We start from the raw sequence: 24,276 nt of genomic DNA on the forward strand, positions 1-24,276 counted from the left end.
ATAACTCTTTACCATGCTGTTCAAAAAACACTCACGAAAGATCAACACGCCCTAGGTAAAGACCCACAAGAAACAGCTGAATAACCATGCGAATGATGCTAATAGAGGCTTCTTTTCCAAGGCCGAGTTTCAGCTTGTGGTTGATGGCAATGGGCAGAAAGAGAAGTGAACCGAAGAGCAACAACTGCCACCAAGATATATCAATAACGTCTTGCATAGAGCTTCCTTTTAAGTAGGTCCCCATCATATCTGAAAGTGCCAAATGATGCATTTCAGCTTCAAACCCGTCGATTCAAAAAGTGCTCAATTATTTAACAACCAAAGTACAAAATATTGGTTGTTTAAGGCATTTTTAGCTACTACTTAGTAGGTAAAACGTTACAATAAGGTTGCGTGAGTGTTGGAATTTAACATTTGTGAAATATACTTAATTCTTCACATTTGTTAATACTTTTTAATAACTTTGTTTAACTAAAAACAACTTTGGATGAGCTCAAAAAAGTATTGATTAGCAAGGGTTATAACAGGAGATTTGATTGAACCCTACTTTGAGTATGGTCTAAAATTTGTTGTTAGATACTTAAGAACTTTAGCCCCATAGAATGGGTTACTCGAAATTACTAAATACAAAATAGGCAAAATGTATGAGTGATGTTAATAAAATTGAAACTGGCGAAAAACGCTCGTTGGAGTGGAAGTCTTTCCTCTTCATCGCGGTGGTTCTCTTTCCAATATTAAGTGTGGCTTTTGTAGGCGGCTACGGCTTCCTAGTTTGGGCACTGCAAGTGTTTGTATTCGGACCTCCAGGTGCTCACGGCGGCATGTAATGCCCTCTAGTAACAACATTTTTTAAAATCAATATTTAAGAGAGCTAAACATGAAATCATTTTTAGTTAAATTATGGCGCACAATGACTCGCCCTGCGGTACACATCAGTCTTGGTGTACTAACTATGGGTGGCTTTATCGCCGGTGTTATTTTCTGGGGCGGTTTTAACACAGCTCTAGAGCACACAAATACAGAAGAGTTCTGTGTAAGCTGTCACACCATGCGTGACAACGTATACGTAGAACTACAAGAAACGGTTCACTGGAAAAACACTTCTGGTGTACGCGCGACTTGTCCTGACTGTCACGTTCCACATGAATGGACAGCAAAAATCGCTCGTAAGATGCAAGCATCTAAAGAAGTATTCGCTCAAGTATTTGGTGACCTAGATACACCTGAGAAATTCGAAGCTCGTCGTATCGAATTGGCTAAACATGAATGGGATCGTTTCTCTTCGAACAAATCTCTAGAGTGTAAAAACTGCCACAACTACGATTCAATGGATTTCGAAAACATGCGCCCAACAGCGCGTATCCAGATGAAAAACGCGGCAGAGCGTGATCAAAGCTGTGTTGACTGTCACAAAGGTATTGCTCACAACCTTCCATTAGATATGGCATCAGCAAGCGGTATTGTTGGCGAGCTAGAAAATGTAGCAAGCAGCACATCTTACGCAAATGGTTCAGACGTAATCTCTATTCGTCACCTACCAATGTATACGGATGAGACAGCAACAGTTGAAGCGGGTCTATTAAGCCCTGCAAGTAAAGTTGCAGTGATCGACGAAAAAGGCGACATGATTAAGATTCAAATCGACGGTTGGCGTAAAGCGAAAGGCTTCGGACGTGTAATCCAAGAAGACTTCGGTATGAACATCTCGACTGCAATCTTGACGAAAGAAGTATCTCAAAGTGACGTAATCACTGTTGGTGAGAAGAAAGAAGATGAGCTAACTGGTCTTCCTTGGGAAGAAGTTAACCTAGCACTTTGGATGAAGAAAGAGTCTATGGTTGATAACTTCGCTCCAATCTGGAACGCAGCTGGTCAAGCGTACCAATCTAACTGTTCAACGTGTCACTCACAGCCAGATGAAGCTCACTTCAGCGCTAACGGTTGGGTAGGCATGCTAGATGGTATGATTGCGTTCGTTAACTTCGATACAGATACAGAAGCACTTGTTCTTAAGTATCTACAGAAGCACTCATCAGATTTTTCTGAAGGCCATCACTAATAAGACGTCAATTGGAGTAATACAATGGCAATTACAAGAAGAAGTTTTCTGAAAGGTGTCGCTACTACAAGTGCGGCATCGGTTATCGGTCCAAGCTTATTGGCGTCGGCATCAGCGTCTGCTGCAGAAACAGACGGCGCGTGGAAAGTCTCTGGTTCTCACTGGGGTGCATTCCGAGCTCGTGTTTATGCGGGTAAAGTACAAGAAATTAAACCTCTAGAAATCGATCAACACCCAACTGAGATGTTGAAAGGTATTAAAGGTATTATCTACAGCCCATCACGTGTGCGTTACCCAATGGTTCGCCTAGATTGGTTGAAGAAGCATAAATACAGCGCAGATACGCGTGGTAACAACCGCTTTATTCGTGTGACTTGGGATGAGGCACTAGACCTTGTTTACCGTGAACTAGAGCGCGTACAGAAAGATTACGGTCCATGGGCGCTTCACACCGGTCAAACTGGTTGGAGACAAACTGGTCAGTTCCACAGCTGTACTAACCACATGCAACGTGCAATGGCACTTCACGGTTACTCTGTGAAGAAAATCGGTGACTACTCAACAGGTGCTGGTCAAACGATCATGCCTTACGTGCTAGGTTCGACTGAAGTTTACGCGCAAGGTACATCTTGGGAACTTATCCTAGAAAACAGTGACAACATTGTTCTTTGGGGTAACGATCCAGTTAAAAACCTGCAAGTAGGTTGGACATGTGAGACGCACGAGTCGTTCGCATACCTAGAACAGCTGAAAGAAAAAGTTGCTAAGAAAGAGATCAACGTTGTTTCTGTTGACCCTGTTAAAAACAAAACAGGCCGTTACCTAGAAAACGAGCAAATGTACATCAACCCACAAACTGATGTGGCGTTCATGCTTGGTGTTGCTCACGTTCTTTACAACGAAGATCTATACGACAAGAAGTTCATCGAAACTTACTGTCTAGGTTTTGAAGACTTCATCAAGTACGTTCAAGGTGAAACGAAAGATAAAGTTGAGAAGACACCAGAATGGGCTGCAGAAATCTGTGGTGCAAGCGCGGACTCTATCCGTGAATTCGCTAAGATGCTGGTTAACGGTCGTACACAGATTCTTGTGGGTTGGAGTATCCAACGTCAAGAGCACGGTGAACAGCCTTACTGGATGTGTGCAGTTATCGCAGCAATGGTTGGCCAAATTGGTCTACCTGGCGGCGGTATCTCTTACGGTCACCACTACTCAGGTATCGGTGTATCTTCAACTGGCTTCGCTGCTCCGGGTTCTTTCCCGCTGAACATCGACCAGGGTCAATCGCCTAAGCACACTAACACTGATTACAACGGTTACAGCCGCGTAATCCCTGTTGCTCGTTGGGTAGATAGCCTGCTAGAGCCAGGTAAGAAGATCAAAGCGAACGGTTCAACGGTAACACTACCTGATATCAAAATGATGGTATTCAGTGGTAACAATCCGTGGCACCACCACCAAGATCGCAACAAGATGCGTAAAGCATTCAAGAGCCTACAAACTGTAGTGGCTGTTGATTTCGCTTGGACTGCAACTTGTCGTCACTCTGATATTGTTCTTCCAGCTTGTACTCAGTGGGAACGTAACGATATAGATGGTTACGGTGCGTACTCTGGTCGTGGTTTGATCGCAATGCACAAGCTAGTGGATCCTCTGTTCCAGTCTAAGACTGACTTCGAGATCATGTCTAGCCTGACTAAGCGTTGGGGTCGCTACGACGATTACACGCGTGGTATGGACGAAATGCAGTGGGTTAAATCTCTATATGACGATTGCCGCGCTTCGAATGAAGGCACGATTGAAATGCCTGAGTTTGCTGAGTTCTGGGAGAAAGGTTTCCTAGACTTCGGTAAAGGTAAGCCATGGACTCGTCACGCTTCATTCCGTGAAGATCCAGAGATCAACGCACTAGGCACGCCTTCTGGTTTCATCGAAATCACAAGCCGTACTGTTGGCAACATGGGTTACGAGCACTGTCAAGAACACCCAATGTGGTTCGAGAAATCTGAACGTTCACATGGTGGCCCAGGCTCTGACAAACACCCGTACTGGCTACAATCTTGTCACCCAGACAAGCGTCTTCACTCTCAGATGTGTGAATCTGAAGAGTGGCGTGCGACTTACGCGGTACAAGGCCGTGAGCCAATCTACATCAACCCAATCGATGCTAAGAAGAAAGGCATCAAAGATGGCGACGTAGTACGTGTGTTCAATGACCGTGGTCAACTACTAGCAGGTGCTGTTCTAATGGATAGCTACGCACCTGGTGTTGTTCGTATCGAAGAAGGCGCTTGGTACGGCCCGATCAACGAGAAAGTGGGGGCGCTAGATGCATACGGCGATCCAAACACACTAACTCAAGACATCGGTACGTCTGAACTTGCTCAAGCAACGTCAGCAAACACATGTTTGGTTAACTTCGAGAAGTTCCAAGGCAAACTGCCTCCAGTAACTTCATTCGGTGGTCCAATCGAAGTTTCTTAAGTCTTGTACTTAAGAACCAAGATTAAAGCTTGAATTAAAGCCCCTGTAAGCACTCTTACAGGGGCTTTTTGTTTTTCTAACCTGTGTGTGGGATTTGTAATTAAGTATTGTCATAGCGCCAACAGGGGGCGTTTTTGAGACGGGCTATAACGACGTGCCGTTTGGATAGGCTGTAGAACTATGAACTATGAACTATGAACTATGAACAATGGAGCAGGAAGGGAGTGTAAAAAGAATCTGTTGTAAGGACTTAGGCAGACGGAAACAAAAAGGCCGATACAAAGTATCGACCTAATAGAGACCTATGGAATTGAATCAGCTTGAGTTAAATTTCGAACATAAACCAATAACCGTATGCACAGATTAATGCGGGTATGCCTGAATATAATGTGGCCACAAGAGCCGCTTTCGGTGCCATTGCGATAGCAGGGAATAAAGCATCACCATCATTTGAAATTGCGTTACCGACCTGAGCTGAAAGTGGCAGTGCACCTGAAAGGTAAAGGCTAGTGACCAACAATTGCGGACCACATCCCGGCAGTAAACCCATCAACACACCCGCCAGGGGGAGCATCATACCCCAGCTTGAGAATAGCGTCGCAAAATCGACATTTGCAAGCACAGAGCCAAACTCGAAGAAAAGAAAAGCGACCACCACCCATGCAGTGACAAAGTTTGTATCTTGAGCGGTTTTTTGTAGTGGGTGAGAACCTATACATTTTTCATCTTCACTTACGGCCGATTTGTAATCCTCAATTTCACGAGTAAGCCCCCACAAAAACATCGAGCTGATCAGTAAAATCGTTCCCGTCCATTCCATAGACATCTCAGGCAGTGTCAGCAACTGGTTTACATCGATTTGAAAAGAGCCAAGCAGGGCAACAGCGGCTCCCGGAATAATAAGCACAGACCATAGGTAACCCTGAAGGTTTATCGCTTTTTTAGAGACAGGGCTTTGATCTTGAGGTTGTGAGGTACAGCTGTTTTCCGCTTCATTTCTCTCTGCCTGTTTCGGGCGTAAAAAGTCGTCTGCGTGAAACAAGTTTATGATTCGTCCTGAGGCGGTACCCACGATTACACCCATCGCCATCATGGCTAAACCTGTTTTGGGTTCGCTAGCAATTAACAGGAAGGCCGCGTCACCCATGGTTGAGACGAGTACAGCCACAACCGCACCAAATCCGAGTTTGCCTGAAATAAATTGTGTGGTGACCACAATCGCTCCCCCACAGCCTGGCAATGCGCCCATTAGCGCGGCGAATACAACTTGGTTTGAACGAGATTGATGGACGAGCTTATTGAAGACGTTATCTTTGTTGATATATAGACTTAACCAGTGGTAAATCGCTAGGGTTAGCGCAACGTAACATGACACTGCCCAGAAGGCGTCAGACAAGGTAGTGACCGTCAATTCTCGCGTAGCAGGAGCTGCAACTAACGCCGCAAGTGAAATAGGTAAAAGCAGGCGCTTAAAAGACAGTGAAAACTGAGTTGTTTTCGCAGCGCTGCTGCTTGGCAAAAAAGAGATTAGTCGATCCATAAGTGTCACTCAAAATTTGTGTATTAAGATAAGCATATACGAATGATAATAATTATCAATTGCATTCGTTGTTTTTTTATCTTTTGTTACCATTGGCCAAACCCACGAAACATGACCAATCTAAAAAAATGAGGTAAAGTATGCCTAATAAAGAGAGACTCTAAAGGTAGAGTCATAATTGTTAGTGTAATAGGAAGAAACATGATTTTAGTTGTTGGTCACAAAAACCCTGATAGTGACAGTATTTGTAGTGCGTTAGTTGCAACTGAGCTTCTTAAAGCTCGTGGCGAGGAAGCGACACCAATTCGCCAAGGCGAGATCAACCGCGAAACTCAACACATTCTAGAAGTCGCTGGTGCTGAAAAGCCAGAACTTCGTACTTCTGTTGCTGGTGAGAAAATCTGGCTAGTAGACTACTCAGATCTTGCACAAGCACCAGACGATGTAGCTGATGCTGAGATCGTAGGTATTGTCGATCACCACCGTCTAGGTGACGTGATGACAGTTAACCCTATGGAAGCTTGGATCTGGCCTGTTGGCTGTACAAATACAGTACTTTTCAACATGTTTAAGATTGAAGGTCACGCTATCTCTCAACAAATCGCTAAACTGATGATGTCTGCAATTCTTTCAGACACAGTTGGTTTTGCTTCTCCAACATGTACTCAAAAAGACAAAGACGCGGTTGCTGAGCTTGCTGAAATCGCTGGCGTAACAGACGTTGATGCATTTATCAAAGCGCTTCTAATTGCTAAGACAAACATCGAAGGCCTATCTGCTGCACAGTTAGTAGAAAAAGACCTTAAAGGCTACCCATTCAACGGTCGTGATGTTGTCGTTGGTCAAGTTGAGCTTGCGACTCTTGAGCAAGTAGACGGCATGATCGAAGCTCTAGAAGCTGATCTTGAAGCGCGTTGTGAGAAAGATGGTCTAGCGTTCGCGGCAGTAATGCTAACAGACATCACTACTGCGCAAACTCGTCTTCTATACAAAGGTGAGTGGGCTGATAAGCTGGTTAAATTCGAGAAAGACGGTGTATTGATGATGGAAAATACATTGAGCCGTAAGAAGCAAGGTTGGCCTTGGCTTCAAGGCGAGCTTGTTTAACCAAGTCGCTTAATTATAAACGCCTGCTAATTTAGCAGGCGTTTTTCTTTGAAGTAGGCTTTCTTCTTCATCGATAGTGTTTGAAGTTAAAAACACTCGGCATAAAATAGCTTTAAGAACATAGTTACTGACTAAAGTAGGAAATTGAGATGACTACACAGCTAGACGATAAAAAAATCGCTGAAATCAATAAGTATACGGGTGAGCAACGCCTGAAGTACTGTGTGAAAGAAATCGTAGCGAACCGTGAAGTATGGATCTTAACCGATGAACACGGTTGTGTAATGCTGAACACAGAAGATGAAGACTGTGTTCCTGTATGGCCAAATCAAGAGTTTGCGGAGTCTTGGGCGACGGGTGATTGGTCTGAGTGTAAAGCTGAGTCTATTTCACTAAACAAATGGCATAGCCGTTGGACTAACGGTCTAGAAGACGACGAGCTTGCAGTTGTTGTGTTCCCGAACGAACAGGAAGAAGGTGTTATCTTGTTCCCGGATGAGTTTGACTTCGAATTGAAAAAGCAGGCCGCTAAGCGCTAATTCTCTCGTCAAATTGTAAGCCAGCGTTGTCTTACCTCGGGCAACGCTGTTGTTCTATTCTTCCCTTCTAAGCTACTTTCCAACGTATTTTCGTCAATACCCAATTAATTGATACAAGGGTGCTTGTTGAGCGGCTTCTGAAGCTTGCTGAAGTACACCTGTTTTGCTGTATCTTTTCAGTATTTTTCGCACAACTGGTTTTGCCTGTTCTTTTGTCATTCCCACTTTCAATTGAGGTTCATACAGTAGCTTTAGCAGCACTACATCTAAGGGGGATAACAAGTCTTCTGGCGTGTGATCATTGAAAATAGAAGGGTAGGCTTTATCTGAATCATTCGGCAGGCCTAGAACCTGTGTGATCTCTTCAACAATACATGCGACCAGCTTTCCTCTTGCTCTCGCTTGATCTACTGGGATCACAATTCCTGCATATACAATCTCCCCTTTGGAATTAGTTCGATAACCTGCAGTACAGATAGCGCTGTTTAGATGCTGTGTCGATTTCAGTTTGAGTACAGTTTTGGCTTCAGCTATCCACTGACTCTGCCTCGTGTATATCCATTTTACATTCGCTTCAGACTTATTTTTAACGATTGTTATGGGGTGCTGGGTCACTTCGGACAAGTGTTGGAGATGAAGTTCCGTGAGCTCCTGATGCAGGTCTTTATCACCCACTCGATGATCAACCCATACCTTGATAGGCTGTTTCCATTTAGCGAGTAGCTTGTCGCCTTGTGAATATTCGTGTTGAAGTGCGACGTGATAAAAGGCAGTTTCGACGAAGGTTCTATCTAGCCATGTGAGTGGTGTGCTTGCTGCATTAAAGGACAGCAGCGCCAACAAGAGGGAAAGCATTGAAGCTCTTGGTAACATATCTTTCCCCTTTGCGGAATATAGCGCGATCACCGATTAATGGCTTGGTGCTTTATAGAAGTGGCTCTCAACTAACCTTTGTGTGATTTGGTGAGTTGGGTTAGTCAGTACTTCATGTGTTTCGCCACTTTCAACCACATTGCCTTCGTGCATGACGATGATCTTATCTGTGATGTGTTTAACAATGCCGATGTGTTGGGAAACATAAACGAACGATACGCCCATCTCTTCTTGAAGTTCTAGGAACAGATTGATGATTTGCGAACGCATCGCCATATCCAAACCATTCAACGCTTCATCAGCAACAATGATGGAAGGCTGAAGTATCAATGCGCGAGCCAAACAAACCCTCTGCTTCTGGCCTGCAGCAAGCATTTGAGGATAGAAGTAAGCATGTTCTGGTAGAAGCCCAACACGTAATAATGTGTCCTTTACGCGGCGCATGCGGGCTTCTGTTGGCATGTTGGTATTTCGCTTCAATGGTCCTTCAAGGATTCGACCAATCTGGATGCGTGGGTTTAGCGAGGTGTTCGGATCTTGGAAGATCATTCGAATCAGTTTACAGCGAGTTGAGTAGTCTTTGTGCTCTAGCTTTTCACCGTTCACTCGGATCTCACCTGCTGTTGGTTCCACCATACCCGCTAGCATTCTTGCTAATGTCGATTTCCCCGACCCATTCTGACCGATAAAACCAATAGTCTGTCCCGCTTCAAGGGAAAAGCTGACTGGCTTCACTGCCTGATGAATCTTTTTACGGAAAAGACCAGAGCGAGTCGTAAAGTCTTTAGATAAATCACTGACCTCTAATAATGCACTCATGATTTCTTTTTCTTCTCCATATTCAGAGGGAAATGACAGTTAAATTTGTGGGTCTTTATACGCTTAGTATGCGGGATCTCGACACACTGCCTTTGCGCGTATGGACAACGTGGTCCAAGTCGACAACCAATCGGAAGGTGCTGCAGCGGCGGAATTGACCCTGGTAAAGATTGCAGTTTTTCTTTATGGGGAATCCAGTCGTTAAAATCGGGCATCGCTTTTAGCAGTGCAACGGTGTAAGGATGCTTTGGTACATCCAACAGTTTTGTCGTATCTGCAGACTCAACGGACTGACCGCAGTACATCACGGTTATTCGTGTCGCCCATTGAGTGATGGTCGTTAAATCGTGCCCAATGAGGAGAATTGTCGTGTTATGAAGTTGATTCATTCGGCTCAATAAGCGCAATATTTGAGACTGCGTAATCGGGTCTAAATCGTTGGTTGGCTCATCGGCGATTAGCACTTTTGGCTTGGCAGCGATCGCCATGGCGATCATGACTTTTTGACACTCACCATCGGTCAACTCATAAGAATAACTGTCCATTAGGTGAGAGTGATTTTTGATCCCCACTTTATGCAGTAATGCTATTGCTTGCTTTTTTCGCCACTTAAACCGTTGCCACCATCGACCTTCAAATGAACGCGAAGGAATCGCCTCTATCAGCTGGCGTCCCACTTTTTCAGACGGATCAAGACACGTCGATGGTTCTTGGAAGATCATCGCGATATCGCGAGCGATCACACGGCGTCGTTCTTTGGGCGTCAGCTGTAGCAGGTCGATATTGCCAAGGCGCATTCGGTCGGCAGACACTTTCCAGTTTTCTTTACAAACACCAACGATAGCTTTTGCAACCAAGCTCTTACCAGAGCCTGATTCACCTACTAAGCCACGAATTTCTCCCTCATTGAGGGTAATACTCATTCGATCTACTGCTTTAACCATCCCTTGAGGAGTCTCAATCTCGATGGTTAGATGTCGAATATCAAGTAACGGCATTATTCGATTCCTGCATTTAGCGCTTGGCGAACACCTTCACCGACAAGGTTAATCACGATCACTGTAAACATAATGGCTAAGCCGGGTAGAGTTACTGTCCATGGCGCAAGGTAAATCAGCTCTACAGAATCACCCAAAATTGAGCCCCATTCGGTACTGGGTGCTTGAGCGCCAAGCCCTAAGAAACCCAAGGCCGTGATATCAAGAATGGCGACTGACAATGCCAGTGTAATTTCAAGTGCCACTACAGTAAGAATATTAGGAAGGATTGAATTCCATAGCAGGTAGAAGTCATTCGCACCATCAAGGCGAGAAGCCAAAATATAGTCTTTTTCTACTTCTGCATGCACGGCAATGTATACCGAACGAATAAAGCGTGGAATCAATGCCAAACATAGGGCTAGCAAGATATTAAACTCGCCAAAGCCAAGAAATGCCACGAAGATAATCGCGAGTAGCAGCGACGGAATAGACATTACCGTGTCAAGCAGGTGGTTTAGCGTGCTTGATAGCAACCCACGAGTCATACCTGCAAGTACGCCAATCAGACAACCGATGACTGCTGCGATAAAGGTAATCACCACTGCGGCACCAAATGTCAGCTGAGAGCCAATAATCAGACGGGATAGAATATCTCGCCCTAAATCATCAGTACCTAGAAAATACTCAACTGTTCCAGCAGGATCCCAAGAAGGAGGTGTTAGTAGGTGCCCCGTCTGCTCTTGAGCATCATGCGGTGCTAGCCATGGTGAAGTGATGGTGATCAGAATGATCAAGACCAAACACCATAGTCCAAACATTGCGAGATTATTGCCACGGAAGCTGCGCCAGAAACGCTCGAATTGGGTTGGAATCTGTTCTTCTTGGTAGACGTTATTTGTTAGCATACCATTCCTTCCTTACCAGAGGATTGACCATCGCGCCCAGTAGATCGGACAGTATATTCGCGGTCAAAACCAAGGTTGCTACCACAATTACACCAGCTTGAATTGACACGTAATCTTGATTGGATAATGCATCCAGTAACCAGCGGCCAATGCCTGGCCAGTTAAAGATAGACTCGGTGATGATAGCGAGCGTTAACATACTGGAGAGTTGAACGCCGACCTTAGGAATAATCGGTGGTATTGCATTTCTTAATACGTGTTGAGTGACGATCTCTCTTGTTGAAAGACCTTTGATTCGTGCGGCACGGATGTAGTTTTGAGCCATTACTTCAGCCACTGACGCTCTCATTAGTCGGATAACCTGGGTTGTTGGAGCGAGCGCCAAAACAAGACAAGGTAACGCCATATGGTCTATTACGCTCTGCAGGGCGTGTGCTCGATAGTTACCTTCGGCAAAGAAGGCATCAATCATTGCAAAGCCAGTCACGTGTTCAATTTCGTAAAGTAGATCGTATCGCCCCCCAACAGGGAACATCTCGAAGTGCAGTGAGAACACCATGATCATTAGCAATGCGACCCAAAAAATAGGTGCTGAGTAGCCTGCCATTGAAGTAAACGATATGGTGGTATCAACAAATTTTCCTTGTCTCATACCGGCTATTGTGCCGAAAGGGATGCCGATAAACAGTGCGAGTAAAAAAGCAAAGAAGCACAATTCTAACGTCGCAGGGAATACCACGACAAGCTCTTCGATGATAGGAACACCGTGTTTGCTCAGGCCGAAATTCAGCGTCGATAATTCGGTGACGTAGCTAAGCCAGCCTGGCCAAAAATCTTGAATTGCCCAAGGTGAGGTTTGGTCTAATCGAAGTAGAGCAAAGCCCACTAAAGTCAGAATTCCAAGTGTAATAATGAATAAGTTTACACGTCTTAATGTATACCAAAACATCAGTTCACCTCCCTTCTGACTTGATCAAAAGGTTGAGCATTAAAAGGACTGCGTTTAAAACCTGTTAGCGAACGATCGTGCACACGGAATTGCACGCCATGAGCGAGAGGTATCACAGGAACTTCTTCATTAAGAATGTTTTGGGCTTGTCGATACAAGTTCACGCGATGCCTTTGTTGATTAATCTCTAATGCCAAGTCGAGAAGGAAATCAAAGTCTGAGTTGCACCACATAGAGACGTTTAATCCCGCGCGTTCCGAACTACATGATAGAAGTGGACGTAAGAAGTTGTCTGGGTCGCCCGTACTGCCAATCCAACCTGTGAGTAACAAATCTGTTGAGGAAATTGAAGACAGCTGTGTTCGGTCAAATCGGTCGTCGGTATAGAGTTTCAATTCAATACCAATATCAGCCAAGTTTGCTTGGATCAGTTCTGCCGTTTTTCTTGGACTTGGATTGTATGCGCGTGGCTCTAGTGGCACCCACATTGAAAGCTCTAACCCTGGTTCTACACCGGCCTCTCTAAGAAGTGCGAGTGCGTAGTTTCGATCATAGCGAACTTGAACGCTGTCTTTTTGATAAGCCCAAGAAGTAGGGGGAAGTAACGTGTAGGCTTTTGTACCTGTACCGTAGTACACAGAATCAAGAATGTTCTGACGGTTAATAGCCAAGTTCAATGCTTTACGTACTCGTGCGTCACGCAATGCAGGGTGTTCTGTGTTTAGCGCGATGAAAGAGACATTTACGGCAGGTGTGGCAGAAATCTTCAATTCTTCATGAGCTTGAATAATAGGGATCTGGCTAGAAATTGGTGAGTTCAACACGTCACACTCACTGCGGAGAAGCTTGGCAAGTGTGCCTGTACCGCGTTGTGAAGTATCAAATACGACTTGGTCCATTTGTACTTCACCCTTCCAGTAATGCTTGTTCTTTTTCAAGCGTACAAGATCATTAATTTGATATTCATCCAAGTAGAAAGGGCCTGTGCCTACGGGCTTGGAGTCTATTTCATTTTTTTCATCTGTGGTAATCAGCTTGTTGGCATACTCTTTGGAGTGGATAACCGCATAACTGGTGGCGATATTGTTAAGAAATGAATTATCTGGGCGACTTAACTGGAACTTCACCGTTAGGTCATCCACCGCTGTGATTTCAACAATCAGGTTTTGAAAGTCGATGCCAGCGAACCATGGATATAAACCGCCACCCACATAATGGAATGGGTTTGAACTATCAATAATTCGTTCAAAACTAAAGACCACATCCTGTGCATTCATGGTGCGGGTTGGGGCAAACCAATCTGTGGTTTGAAACGCAACATTTGGGCGCAGCTTGAAAGTGTACTCTGTACCTGATTTATCGACAGACCAGCTTGTTGCCAAGTTCTGTTTTGGTCGGTAAGTCATAGGATCAAGAGTGAGCAGGGTATCGAAAATTTGAGGGCTCAGCGATTCTGAGGTAATGCCACTATCAACCAATTGTGGATTGAAGGTACTAGGATTACCTTGGCCGCAATAAATGAAGCCTTTTTCACGGATTTGCTCGTGAGTGACACTTTCACCACATCCAGCTAAAAAGCCAAGCGTGCAGATGCTAAGTGATAGTCTTATTAGTGCTTTCATAAAAAGAAATACTTTTCGAAACGAGGCGTTAGAGGAGCCTCAAGATCCCGACAATTTAACATTTTATTTATTCGGCTCCAAATAATAATCAAGTGTGGACAGCTATTTATCGTTAGCTTGCCCTACAATCGCGTATTTCCTCACCATTCCACGTAATTGGTTATAGGTTAACCCAAGTAATTCTGCTGCTTGCTTCTGGTTATACTTGCTCTGTTTTAGTGCTTGATTGAGTAATTTAATGTCTTGCTGTTCTTGCCATGCTTTGTAATCAAGCGGCAAAGAAAATGAGTGCTCTAATGGAGTATGGCTGTTGGACAGATCATTGCCAGTTTCGTGCGTGGAATCTTGATCTATTTGCCATGTTGGTTTAAAGGGGTTAAACACCAAAGATTCAATAGGATATGGATCTTTACCGTGCTGGTAGATAGCTCGTTCAACGACGTTTTTGAGTTCTCTCACATTTCCCGGCCAAGAATAATCCAATAGTGCCTCAACAGCAGATGGAGCAAAACCGACAAACAGCTCCAATTCTAATTCTCGACACATCTTAATGGCGTAGTATTCTGCTAGCAGCGTGATGTCTTCTTTTCGTTCGCGAAGAGGTGGGATAGTAATGACATCAAACGCCAGTCTATCTAATAAATCGGGTCTGAATTCGCCTTTTAACGCCATGTCTGGTAAGTCAGCATTGGTCGCACACACCAGTCTTACATTGGCACTCAGCGCCTTTTGTCCGCCGACACGCTCATATTGCCCGTATTCAATAACACGCAATAGCTTCTCTTGAACGGCAAGGGGGGGGGTCGCTAGTTCGTCTAAGAACAGAGTTCCACCTTCAGCCCTTTCAAAACGACCTTGATGACGACCTTTTGAACCGGTAAAAGAACCTGATTCATGACCAAACAACTCTGAATCAATCAACCCTTCGCTAAGGGTTGAGCAGTTCAGTGAGATCAATGGCTGGTCCCAGCGCCTTGAAAGGTAATGCAGCCTTTGGGCGATTAACTCTTTACCTGTACCACGCTCCCCGATGATCAGAATCGGTCTTTCGATTGGTGCGAGTTGAGACACTTTATCCAAAACAGAGAGAAAACTAGGGGATTCACCAATGAGATTCTGCTGCATAAATGGGTCCTTGTATGGTCTGATTTCCAATGGGCATGATATAGAGAGCTTTATTTACATCACTTGATGTAAATAGCATTAATCACAAAGTTGTAGTGGTGAAAAATACCAACACTTGGCTAAATTCATCATAGCATGGTTCGGATTAATCAACATTTTATTGTAAGTATTTGATAAACAATGGCTTAAAAGTTGGCACGCTACTTGGATTACTTATGGTAGGTTTAACAACAGACGTAGATTTTTGAGCAAGTGGATTGAGAAATCGAAAACGATTTAAAACCTATTTGCCATTATTGCAATTAAGGAGTTTCTTATGGGTATTTTTTCTCGCTTTGCAGACATTGTAAATTCAAACATCAGTGCACTATTAGATAAGGCTGAAGATCCTGAAAAGATGATTCGCCTCATTATTCAAGAAATGGAAGACACGCTGGTTGAGGTTCGTACTAACTCAGCAAAAGCCATTGCAGACAAGAAAGAGCTAGCACGTAAAGTTGAAGCTATCGAAGCTCAGATTCTAGATTGGCAGAATAAAGCGACATTAGCCCTGACTAAACAACGTGAAGATCTGGCTAGAGCGGCACTAATCGAAAAGCAAAAACTTGAAGATATCATCAAGAGTCTTCATACCGAGCAAACCTTGGTTCATGAAACCATCGAAAAACTAACCAGTGAGATCGGTAAGCTTGAAACCAAAATCGCCGAGACTCGTACAAAACAGCAAGCACTAATGATTCGTAATAATGCAGCAAGCAATCGTCGCGATGTTCAAAAACATCTGCATTCAAGCAAAACCAACGAAGCAATGGCGAAGTTTGAGCAATTCTCACGTAAAGTGGATGAATTACAAGCTGAAGCTGACGTTTACGCAAAAACCGGTAACGCAAAATCTTTAGACCAAGAGTTTGCAGAGCTACAAGCTCAAGACGAGATTGAAAAAGAGCTGGCGAAACTGAAGCAACAAGTTGAAAATCGCGATAAATAATTTTAGGAGTTGTCTATGTCAACATTTCTAATTGCAGGTCCACTGATTGTCTTTTTGATCTTCGTGGCACCGCTATGGTTATTCTTACACTACCGCAGCAAGAAGAAATCCAGCAATGGTCTTTCAGAAACGGATCTTCAGCGTCTGCATAAGCTTTCTGAGCAAGCTGAGTCGATGCAAGACCGAGTGAAAACGTTAGAAAAAATACTGGATGCGGAGTCACCTAACTGGAGGCGAAACTATGAGTAGAGAACTGTATCGCGATCCGATTAACGGTAAATTGTCTGGTGTGTGTGCCGGATTAGCGAACTATTTTGGTCTTGAAGTTTGGTTGGTTCGTATCTTAGTGATCTCAGCCGCACTGCTAGGTGGTAGCTTTTTGGTGTTATTAGCGTATTTAGCTTTGACATTTATGCTTGAAAAACAACCACCTCAATATGTCGATCAGATGAAAGCCAAACAAGAGCACACACTCAAGCAAAAACCCTGGGAAAAAGGGCAAACAGCAGAGTCTTTGTTGGGCACTTTAGAGGGTGATTTCCAGACGTTAGAGACCAGTGTACGCAATATGGAAGCTTATGTGACTTCGGACACTTTTAAAGTCGACCGTGCATTTAAGAACATGTAGTGGTTAAGCCTTAAAAAGATTAGATAACGGTTTAGGAAAATTTATCCCAAGCCGTTATTTTTTTTAATAATTTTGTCTAAATAAATCTTACGATAACTGGTAAGTTACATGTGATTAATCTATGTTAATAAAATATTTATAGATATGGATGATCGCAATGTACAAAGCCTCCCTAGTCCTATTGGTGACCTTATCCGGGTTATCTGGGTGTGGTAAGGAGCTCCCTCCGGTTCCAGAACCCGAATCACGACCAGCCAAACTCTTCACCGTCTCGGTCGGTAACAATGCCTTCGAACGAAATTTTCCTGCGACTACTGAAGCGGGCGATAAAGCCGTATTGGCATTTCGAGTCCCCGGTTTACTAAAAACGATCGATGTCACTGCGGGGCAACAGGTCTCCAAAGGTGATGCATTGGCAACGCTTAATCCTGATGAGTATCAGTTGCTAGAAAAGCAGGCAAGAGCTAACTTCAAACTTGCCGATGTGCAATACCAACGTTCCATCAAGCTACGTAAGGATAGAGTGGTTTCTGAGCAAGATTTTGACCAAGCGAAAGCAAATCATAACTCTGCGAGAGCGGTTTTAAATCAAGCAAAAGCTAATCTTCGCTACACCACACTTGTTGCGCCTTATGAGGGTACTATTTCTATTATTCCTGCTGAAAACCACGAATACATCACGGCTAAGCAAGGTGTAATGAATATCCAAACGAATCAGATCCTCAAAGTTGTCTTCTTATTGCCTGATCAATTAATTGCACGCTTTTCTGCAGGGTTTGAGACAGACGCAACTATGGTATTCGATGCCTTCCCTGAACATTCTTATGTCCTCACCTTTCAAGAAGTCGATACCGAAGCCGATCCTAAAACCGGTTCATACAAGGTCACTATGGTAATGGAGAGACCGACTGATATAGGCATCCTGCCGGGTATGTCTGGCACGGTTAACCTTGTTTCTTCACAAGCAGCGGCGACAAAAATTCCAACCTCAGCAATGATGACCAATGGAGATGATGTCTCAGTATGGCGCGTTAACAACGATGGTATCGTCGAAGAAGTCGCGATAGTCATTGATGAAAAACGTCATATTATTTCGGGTCTTAACGACGGAGATCGCGTTGTGACCTCGGGCGTTAATGGATTAGAAACCGGCGTCAAGGTTCGTGAGTGGATCAAGGAAAGGGGGCTCTAACATGAAGACAGTATCAAAAGCCATCGGCCTATCATGTTTGGCGATGTTGACAGCCTGCAAAGACAAAGGTGTCACTGAAGTCGAAAAGCTTCCTCTTGTTAAAGCCATTGAAATCTCCGTCTTAGACTTTAACGATAAACTCTATTTTCCAGCAGTGGCTAATGCTGCTGAGAAAGCGCACCTAAGTTTCCGTGTCGCTGGTGAGATTTTTAAACTTGATGTCAAAGAAGGTGAACAAGTTAAAAAGGGTGATGTTCTTGCCGAGTTAGATCCAACAGATTATCAGTTGGACGTTGATAACGCTCAAGCTAGATACACAGTGATTAACAGCCAATACAGACGTTCAAGTCCGTTGGTCAAAAAGGGGTTATTGGCTAAGTCTCAATTCGATGAGATTGCCGCTCAGCGTCAAATCGCTTATGCCGAGTTAGAATTGGCAAAACTGCGTTTGTCATTTACTAAGCTTCGCGCACCGGTTGATGGAATTATCTCTCGTGTCAGTGTTGACCAATACGAAAATATTCAGGTTGGCCAACAGATTGTGAATATTCACAGTGTTGAGGATGTTGAAGTTGTTATCCAATTGCCTGACCAAATCTATGTAAATCAACCAAATGAAGCGACTATCTCGAATATTGAGGCAGTAGTTAGAGTTCCAAGTGGGAATGAATACAGTGCGGGGATAAAAGAGTTTACGACTGAACCCGATCCAAACACAGGTACATTTACCGTCACGCTTGCTTTGCCTATGCCAGAAGATGATTTGATTCTTGACGGTATGGCCGTTGAGGTCACGTCAAATGGGCGTGATATCGGGTTGAAATTAAAAGCCGGCGTACTTATTCCTATTGAGGCTGTGTTCAATGCCGATGGGGATGAGTTAACTCGTCAAAACTCTTACGTGTGGATTCTTAATGACGACAATACAGTATCTAAACAGCAAGTCGTATTAGGCAAAGCGAATCAGAAAACATTGCAGATAATCAAAGGATTAGAAATGGGGCAGCATGTCGTTGTTGCAGGCGTATCGCGATTGCGAGATGGGATGACAGTGGAAGTATTGTCTCAGGAGACGAACAATGAGTGAAGTCAATAACAAGCCCCAAAGTGACGATCAACAGGGTGATGACCAAATCACTGGAGTGGCGGCTTATTTTATACGAAATAAGGTCATTAGCTGGATGCTATCACTGATCTTTCTTATTGGTGGTGTGTCTGCATTCTTTGGTTTGGGCCGTTTAGAAGATCCAGCCTTTACCATCAAAGATGCCATGGTAGTGACCTCTTATCCGGGAGCGACGCCTCAGCAAGTGGAAGAGGAAGTGACTTACCCATTAGAGAAAGCGATTCAACAGCTTACCTATGTTGATGAAGTTAACTCTATCTCTAGTCGTGGCCTGTCTCAGGTTACGGTAACGATGAAGAATAATTACGGCCCTGATGATCTTCCACAAATTTGGGATGAACTTCGACGTAAAGTGAATGATTTGAAAGGTCAACTTCCACCCGGGGTAAATGACCCTCAAGTCATAGACGATTTTGGTGATGTTTACGGCATTTTGCTTGCCGTAACGGGGGACGGTTACAGTTACAAAGAGTTACTTGATTACATTGATTACCTAAGGCGAGAGCTAGAACTTGTTGATGGGGTCAGTAAAGTCTCGGTATCCGGCCAACAGCAAGAGCAAGTGTTCATTGAGATATCGATGAAACGGATCAGCTCTCTGGGTTTGTCTCCAAATACTGTATTTAACCTTTTATCCACTCAAAATATTGTTTCAAGTGCAGGTGCTGTAAGGATTGGTGACGAGTACATTCGAATCCATCCAACAGGAGAGTTCCAGAATGTTGAACAGCTCGGTGATTTGATTCTTACGGAAGGTGGCGCTCAAGGGCTTATCTATCTAAAAGATGTGGCGAATGTAACTCGTGGTTATGTTGAAGTGCCTACTAACATCATTGGCTATAACGGGAAGCTCGCACTTAACCTTGGTGTTTCTTTTGCACAAGGCGTGAACGTGGTCGCAGTGGGTGAAGCCTTTGATCGAAGGCTCGCCGAGCTGAAATACCAACAGCCCGTAGGTATTGACATATCTGAGGTTTATAACCAACCCAAAGAAGTCGATAAGTCAGTTAGTGGATTTGTAGTGAGTTTAGGACAAGCGGTTGCGATCGTAATCGTAGTGTTGCTGTTCTTCATGGGATTACGATCGGGTTTGTTGATTGGTTTGATACTGCTATTGACCGTTTTCGGTACCTTCATTTTCATGCAGTACTTCAAAATCGATCTTCAACGTATTTCATTGGGCGCGTTGGTTATCGCGCTGGGGATGCTGGTGGATAATGCCATTGTGGTGGTGGAAGGGATATTGATCGGCACTCAGAAGGGGCGAACCCGGATGCAGGCCGCCACGGATATCGTTACCCAGACTAAATGGCCACTGCTTGGTGCAACGGTTATTGCGGTCACCGCGTTTGCGCCTATTGGTTTATCTGAAGACTCGACGGGCGAATACTGTGGCACCTTGTTTACAGTTCTACTTATTTCTTTGATGCTGAGTTGGTTTACGGCCATCTCACTCACGCCGTTCTTTGCCGATATATTCTTCAAAGGTCAGAAAGTCGATCCAGATAGTGAAGGTAAAGACCCATACAACGGGATGGTTTTTGTTATCTATAAAAACTTCCTTGAGTTCTGTATGAAGCGTGCGTGGCTCACGATGTTCGTTCTGATTATTGGTTTGGGTGCGAGTGTTTACGGCTTTGGTTTTGTAAAACAAGCCTTCTTCCCATCTTCGACTACGCCAATGTTCCAAGTGGATGTTTGGATGCCGGAAGGTACCGATATTCGTGCGACCAACACTAAGCTTAAAGTGCTTGAAGGTTGGTTAGCAGAGCAGGACGAAGTTGAGCACATCACGACAACGGCAGGTAAAGGCCTACAACGTTTCATGCTGACTTATGCGCCAGAGAAAAGTTATAGCGCATACGGTGAGATAACGGTTCGTGTGAAGAGTTATGAAGTACTTGAAGGTTTGATGTTGCGCTTTCGTGAGCATGTAAACGGCCAGTTTCCTGAAATTAATTACAAACTTAAGCAGATCGAATTAGGTCCTGGTGGCGGTGCTAAAATTGAAGCGCGAATTGTGGGTTCTGATCCAACGGTTTTACGTTCAATCGCAGCTCAAGTTATGGACATCATGCGTGCTGACAATGGGTCGTTTAACGTTCGTCACGATTGGCGTGAAAGAACTAAGGTACTGGAACCTCAGTTCAACGAAAGCCAAGCGCGTCGTTATGGTATTACCAAATCTGACGTTGATGATTTCCTAGCGATGTCTTTCTCTGGTAAGTCGATTGGTGTGTATCGTGATGGTACTACGCTGATGCCTATTGTGGCTCGTTTACCTGAAGATGAGCGAATTGATATTCGCAACATCGAAGGTATGAAGATTTGGAGCCCGGCATTAAGTGAATACATCCCACTACAACAAGTAACACTAGGCTACGAATTGGAATGGGAAGATCCACTGATCATCCGTAAGAACCGTAAGCGTATGCTGACGGTAATGGCGGATCCTGACCTACTGGGTGAAGAGACAGCATCAACTTTACAGAAACGCTTACAGCCACAAATAGAAGCGATTGAGATGCCACCGGGTTATTCATTGGAATGGGGTGGTGAATACGAGTCGTCAGCTGACGCTCAAGCGTCACTGTTCACAACTATGCCGTTAGGCTACTTGTTCATGTTCTTAATCACGGTGTTCTTGTTTAATTCGGTGAAAGAGCCCCTGATTGTTTGGTTAACGGTACCACTCGCCTTGATAGGGGTAACGACAGGCTTGCTAGCCTTGAATACACCGTTCGGTTTTATGGCGCTTCTGGGCTTCTTGAGTTTGTCTGGAATGCTTCTGAAGAACGGTATCGTACTGCTTGATCAAATTGAGATTGAGATGAAGTCAGGTAAAGACCCATATATAGCGGTTGTTGATGCGGCATTGAGTCGTGTACGTCCTGTATGTATGGCAGCGATTACGACAATTCTAGGTATGATTCCATTGTTACCGGATATCTTCTTCAAGCCAATGGCGGTAACCATCATGTTTGGTTTGGGCTTCGCCACCGTACTGACGCTAATCGTGGTACCTGTGCTGTATCGTCTATTCCATAAAATTGAAGTCTCGTAAGACGAGTGAGTCTTTGAATTAATGCCCCTGTTTAGGGGCATTATCATTTCTGAGTGATTTAAAATAGGTAGCAATAACATGGAAACAAACACTGAAGGTAGAACGTGTGCATGGGCACTGAAGCACGAACTGGAAAGGGAGTACCACGACGCAGAGTGGGGCGTGCCTGTTTATGATGACCAAGTTCTGTTTGAGTTCATTACTTTAGAAGGCGCTCAGGCGGGCCTGAGTTGGATTACGATCCTTAAAAAGCGCGAAGGCTATCGTGCTGCCTTTGATAATTACGATCTAAACAAGTTAGCCGAATTGAATGAAGACAATGTGCCACACGTCATAGAGAACTTTGATGTGGTTAAGCATAAAGGCAAGATTGCCTCTGTGTATAACAACGCTCGAGCAACGCTTGAACTGCAGAAAGAGTTTGGTTCTCTTTCAAACGCCTTATGGCAATTTGTCGATAACAAGGTGATCGAAAACCACTGGATTGAGATGACTCAAGTTCCAGCTTCTACCGAGCAATCCAAAGCGATGAGTAAGTTTTTGAAAAAGAGAGGCTTTAAGTTTGTTGGGGAAACAATCTGTTACGCGTTAATGCAAGCGACAGGTATGGTTAATGACCATTTAGAAGGTTGCCCACATAAATAAAGGTGTTATTTCTCGACGCGAAATAATTGTGTGTAAATTGAAAAATTCACTGGTCATTTATAAACTTTTCAATATTATATGCGACCAAATTCAAATGTAGACAACGATAGTGAATCAACAAAACTACCAAATATGTGATGCTAACTATGATCCCTTGCTTAGGCAGTTTATGCGTGAGGATGGCCACGTAGAAACTATCGCGCCGCTAGAAGGTAAAGTGTTCCTATTCTTGCTTGAAAATACAGGCGAATGCATTGAGCGAGGCCTGATCTTTGATAGATGTTGGGGGGATGTGATTGTCTCTGAGCAAGCGTTGACCAACGTGATATCTAAGCTTAGAAAAACACTGAACAGAGTGACTTGTGGTTGCGCCACGATTCGTACCGTCAGTAAAATGGGGTATTCTCTGGAGATAGAGGAATCATCTCAAGCTCAAAATACAGAGCCTAAAGCGACAGTCCCTGAGGCGGATTTAGTATCAGAGTCTCCTCAAACGATAGGATTATCGCAAGCCGAACTTAACCCATCATCAATAACGACAAATCAAACACAAACCTCAGGCGAGTCACCTGAGAAAAAGCCGCAAGATGAGCAGGCTCATGTTATGCCTGTATCAGTAACACAAAGCGTTGAAGGCGACATGGAAATGCCATTGTCCACAGTTAGCCCGAGTGGTTCAGTCAACGCGGTACCACCTAGCTTTAAGCCTTTTGTACGTCGCCATTTAGCCTGCGTGGGCTACTTTTTAGCCTTTACCTGTGTGTTGATCTCTTTGTTTAATATATTTCAGGCTTACTATCAGCCATTGCCATACTTTGTTGATAAAAATGAGTATCACGACAGCTTCGTAGATGAAACTAATCACTACTTTTTCCATATTGTTCGCAATGAAGCCTACTCGTTGCCTGCGATCACTGAGAGACTGATACAAGTTATACCTAGCCACTGTAATGTTGATGTTTTTGTTCGCATTTATCCATCTGTCAACCAACCTGAAAATGATGCTTTGTATATGCTGATTGAGAGAAAGGATGGCGAAGCTCTTAATTACTTGTCATCTATTTTTGAAGTTGAGTCATCTTTTGATTCGTTTGTGAATTACATGGCTCAAAGGAGTTACTTTTGCGAATAATTGGTTTGCTATTGGTATTAGCACTCACAGCTGCAAGTTTCATGATTGATAGAAACGTATTAGCGGGCACTCGTTGGCACTGTAAAACCATCAAAACGGGCTTTATGACGCAGGCATTTCAACCTTATCAATCGTTGTATGAACGTATGACTTTTACCTTCCAATCAGACAATACGTTTATGATTGCAGAGGCGGTGAAGATTGAAGAGAAGGATGGTCAGGTGAGTAAATTGGAGCACCACTCCTCAGGTCGTTATTCGTTAGAAGATGGCGAGTTGTCTATCTCTATCATTGATTATTCGCCGACAACTGAAACTGATGATCCTGTTATTAATCGAGAGTATAGCTCGTATAAGGGGCTGAATATTGATTACTCAGTTGTTGTCACCGATGACTCACTCTATTTATTTAATAAAAATCGTTTCGAAATTTTTAATTGGGTATGTTTTAAGGTTCAGAAGTAGTCATATAACTTCTTCACCAAGAGCTTACCGAA

At 44.0% G+C, this 24,276-nt stretch carries 22 protein-coding genes and 1 pseudogene; 14 read left to right on the forward strand and 9 right to left on the reverse strand.

The genetic code is table 11. The features are described 5' to 3' along the window. Positions 1-52: 52 nt before the first annotated feature. Positions 53-217 (reverse strand): annotated as a pseudogene (locus AB6C75_RS15835) (ABC transporter permease); the annotation flags it as partial. 427 nt (positions 218-644) lie between these two features. On the opposite strand from AB6C75_RS15835, the gene torE reads away from it, so the two are divergent. Genes torE through torA form a run of 3 tightly spaced genes read left to right on the forward strand, consistent with a single transcriptional unit; the run spans position 645 to position 4,546 of the window. After that, positions 645-827, forward strand: a complete 183-nt coding sequence (gene torE, locus AB6C75_RS15840) for a trimethylamine N-oxide reductase system protein TorE (RefSeq protein WP_008222628.1) — start codon at positions 645-647, stop codon at positions 825-827. A gap of 50 nt (positions 828-877) precedes the next feature. Then, complete coding sequence (gene torC, locus AB6C75_RS15845) at positions 878-2,059, forward strand: pentaheme c-type cytochrome TorC (RefSeq protein ID WP_123923909.1); 1,182 nt, start codon at positions 878-880, stop codon at positions 2,057-2,059. A 24-nt stretch (positions 2,060-2,083) separates the two neighbouring features. Beyond that, positions 2,084-4,546 carry a trimethylamine-N-oxide reductase TorA gene (gene torA, locus AB6C75_RS15850; protein ID WP_372108145.1) on the forward strand — a complete coding sequence of 821 codons (2,463 nt, stop codon included), beginning with the start codon at positions 2,084-2,086 and terminating at the stop codon, positions 4,544-4,546. A 325-nt stretch (positions 4,547-4,871) separates the two neighbouring features. Here torA and AB6C75_RS15855 read toward each other — a convergent pair whose 3' ends face one another. Further along, positions 4,872-6,086 (reverse strand): putative manganese transporter, encoded by a 1,215-nt coding sequence (locus AB6C75_RS15855; RefSeq protein WP_009848786.1) that lies wholly within the window; start codon positions 6,084-6,086, stop codon positions 4,872-4,874. A gap of 201 nt (positions 6,087-6,287) precedes the next feature. On the opposite strand from AB6C75_RS15855, the gene AB6C75_RS15860 reads away from it, so the two are divergent. Continuing rightward, on the forward strand, positions 6,288-7,193 hold the full coding sequence (locus AB6C75_RS15860) for a manganese-dependent inorganic pyrophosphatase (protein WP_009848785.1): 906 nt from the start codon (positions 6,288-6,290) through the stop codon (positions 7,191-7,193). A 149-nt stretch (positions 7,194-7,342) separates the two neighbouring features. Next, the gene (locus tag AB6C75_RS15865; RefSeq protein WP_004734596.1) at positions 7,343-7,732 is read left to right on the forward strand and encodes a DUF2750 domain-containing protein; all 390 of its coding nucleotides are present in this window, start codon (positions 7,343-7,345) and stop codon (positions 7,730-7,732) included. A gap of 93 nt (positions 7,733-7,825) precedes the next feature. Here the strand turns inward: AB6C75_RS15865 and AB6C75_RS15870 are convergent, their stop codons facing one another. The 7 genes from AB6C75_RS15870 to pspF form a co-directional block, all read right to left on the reverse strand. Beyond that, entirely contained in the window at positions 7,826-8,605 is a 780-nt protein-coding gene (locus tag AB6C75_RS15870; protein WP_371700906.1) for a DUF2927 domain-containing protein, read from the reverse strand. A gap of 36 nt (positions 8,606-8,641) precedes the next feature. Further along, complete coding sequence (locus AB6C75_RS15875; protein ID WP_372108146.1) at positions 8,642-9,424, reverse strand: ATP-binding cassette domain-containing protein; 783 nt, start codon at positions 9,422-9,424, stop codon at positions 8,642-8,644. Beyond that, on the reverse strand, positions 9,421-10,422 hold the full coding sequence (locus AB6C75_RS15880; protein WP_009848781.1) for an oligopeptide/dipeptide ABC transporter ATP-binding protein: 1,002 nt from the start codon (positions 10,420-10,422) through the stop codon (positions 9,421-9,423). Before AB6C75_RS15880 ends, AB6C75_RS15875 begins: the two co-directional genes overlap by 4 nt. Beyond that, entirely contained in the window at positions 10,422-11,309 is an 888-nt protein-coding gene (gene sapC, locus AB6C75_RS15885) for a putrescine export ABC transporter permease SapC (RefSeq protein ID WP_009848780.1), read from the reverse strand. The genes AB6C75_RS15880 and sapC overlap by 1 nt, the downstream gene beginning before the upstream one ends. Continuing rightward, positions 11,296-12,258, reverse strand: coding sequence for an ABC transporter permease subunit (locus AB6C75_RS15890; protein WP_009848779.1), 963 nt, complete (start codon positions 12,256-12,258; stop codon positions 11,296-11,298). Before AB6C75_RS15890 ends, sapC begins: the two co-directional genes overlap by 14 nt. After that, entirely contained in the window at positions 12,258-13,880 is a 1,623-nt protein-coding gene (gene sapA / locus AB6C75_RS15895; RefSeq protein WP_372108147.1) for an ABC transporter substrate-binding protein SapA, read from the reverse strand. Before sapA ends, AB6C75_RS15890 begins: the two co-directional genes overlap by 1 nt. Before the next feature lie 102 nt (positions 13,881-13,982). Next, entirely contained in the window at positions 13,983-15,005 is a 1,023-nt protein-coding gene (gene pspF, locus AB6C75_RS15900; RefSeq protein ID WP_372108148.1) for a phage shock protein operon transcriptional activator, read from the reverse strand. Between the two features lie 316 nt (positions 15,006-15,321). On the opposite strand from pspF, the gene pspA reads away from it, so the two are divergent. The 9 genes from pspA to AB6C75_RS15945 all read left to right on the forward strand — a co-directional run bounded on the left by pspA (position 15,322) and on the right by AB6C75_RS15945 (position 24,244). Continuing rightward, entirely contained in the window at positions 15,322-15,993 is a 672-nt protein-coding gene (gene pspA, locus AB6C75_RS15905; RefSeq protein ID WP_372108149.1) for a phage shock protein PspA, read from the forward strand. 15 nt (positions 15,994-16,008) lie between these two features. Continuing rightward, a complete protein-coding gene (gene pspB / locus AB6C75_RS15910; RefSeq protein ID WP_009848775.1) occupies positions 16,009-16,242 on the forward strand; it encodes an envelope stress response membrane protein PspB in 234 nt (77 codons plus the stop codon). Then, on the forward strand, positions 16,235-16,621 hold the full coding sequence (pspC, locus tag AB6C75_RS15915) for an envelope stress response membrane protein PspC (RefSeq protein WP_032499058.1): 387 nt from the start codon (positions 16,235-16,237) through the stop codon (positions 16,619-16,621). The genes pspB and pspC overlap by 8 nt, the downstream gene beginning before the upstream one ends. A gap of 157 nt (positions 16,622-16,778) precedes the next feature. Continuing rightward, the gene (locus AB6C75_RS15920; RefSeq protein WP_372108150.1) at positions 16,779-17,813 is read left to right on the forward strand and encodes an efflux RND transporter periplasmic adaptor subunit; all 1,035 of its coding nucleotides are present in this window, start codon (positions 16,779-16,781) and stop codon (positions 17,811-17,813) included. Between the two features lies 1 nt (position 17,814). Continuing rightward, positions 17,815-18,900 carry an efflux RND transporter periplasmic adaptor subunit gene (locus AB6C75_RS15925; protein ID WP_102257845.1) on the forward strand — a complete coding sequence of 362 codons (1,086 nt, stop codon included), beginning with the start codon at positions 17,815-17,817 and terminating at the stop codon, positions 18,898-18,900. After that, complete coding sequence (locus tag AB6C75_RS15930; protein ID WP_372108151.1) at positions 18,893-22,003, forward strand: efflux RND transporter permease subunit; 3,111 nt, start codon at positions 18,893-18,895, stop codon at positions 22,001-22,003. Before AB6C75_RS15925 ends, AB6C75_RS15930 begins: the two co-directional genes overlap by 8 nt. Before the next feature lie 78 nt (positions 22,004-22,081). Continuing rightward, complete coding sequence (locus AB6C75_RS15935) at positions 22,082-22,648, forward strand: DNA-3-methyladenine glycosylase I (protein WP_009848770.1); 567 nt, start codon at positions 22,082-22,084, stop codon at positions 22,646-22,648. Between the two features lie 109 nt (positions 22,649-22,757). Next, complete coding sequence (locus tag AB6C75_RS15940; protein ID WP_372108152.1) at positions 22,758-23,780, forward strand: transcriptional regulator; 1,023 nt, start codon at positions 22,758-22,760, stop codon at positions 23,778-23,780. Next, positions 23,771-24,244, forward strand: coding sequence for a hypothetical protein (locus tag AB6C75_RS15945; RefSeq protein ID WP_017098177.1), 474 nt, complete (start codon positions 23,771-23,773; stop codon positions 24,242-24,244). Before AB6C75_RS15940 ends, AB6C75_RS15945 begins: the two co-directional genes overlap by 10 nt. The last annotated feature ends 32 nt before the right edge of the window (positions 24,245-24,276 follow it).

The sequence above is a fragment of the Vibrio sp. 10N.237.312.B06 genome (genome assembly GCF_041464685.1).
Lineage (GTDB): Bacteria > Pseudomonadota > Gammaproteobacteria > Enterobacterales > Vibrionaceae > Vibrio > Vibrio tasmaniensis_A.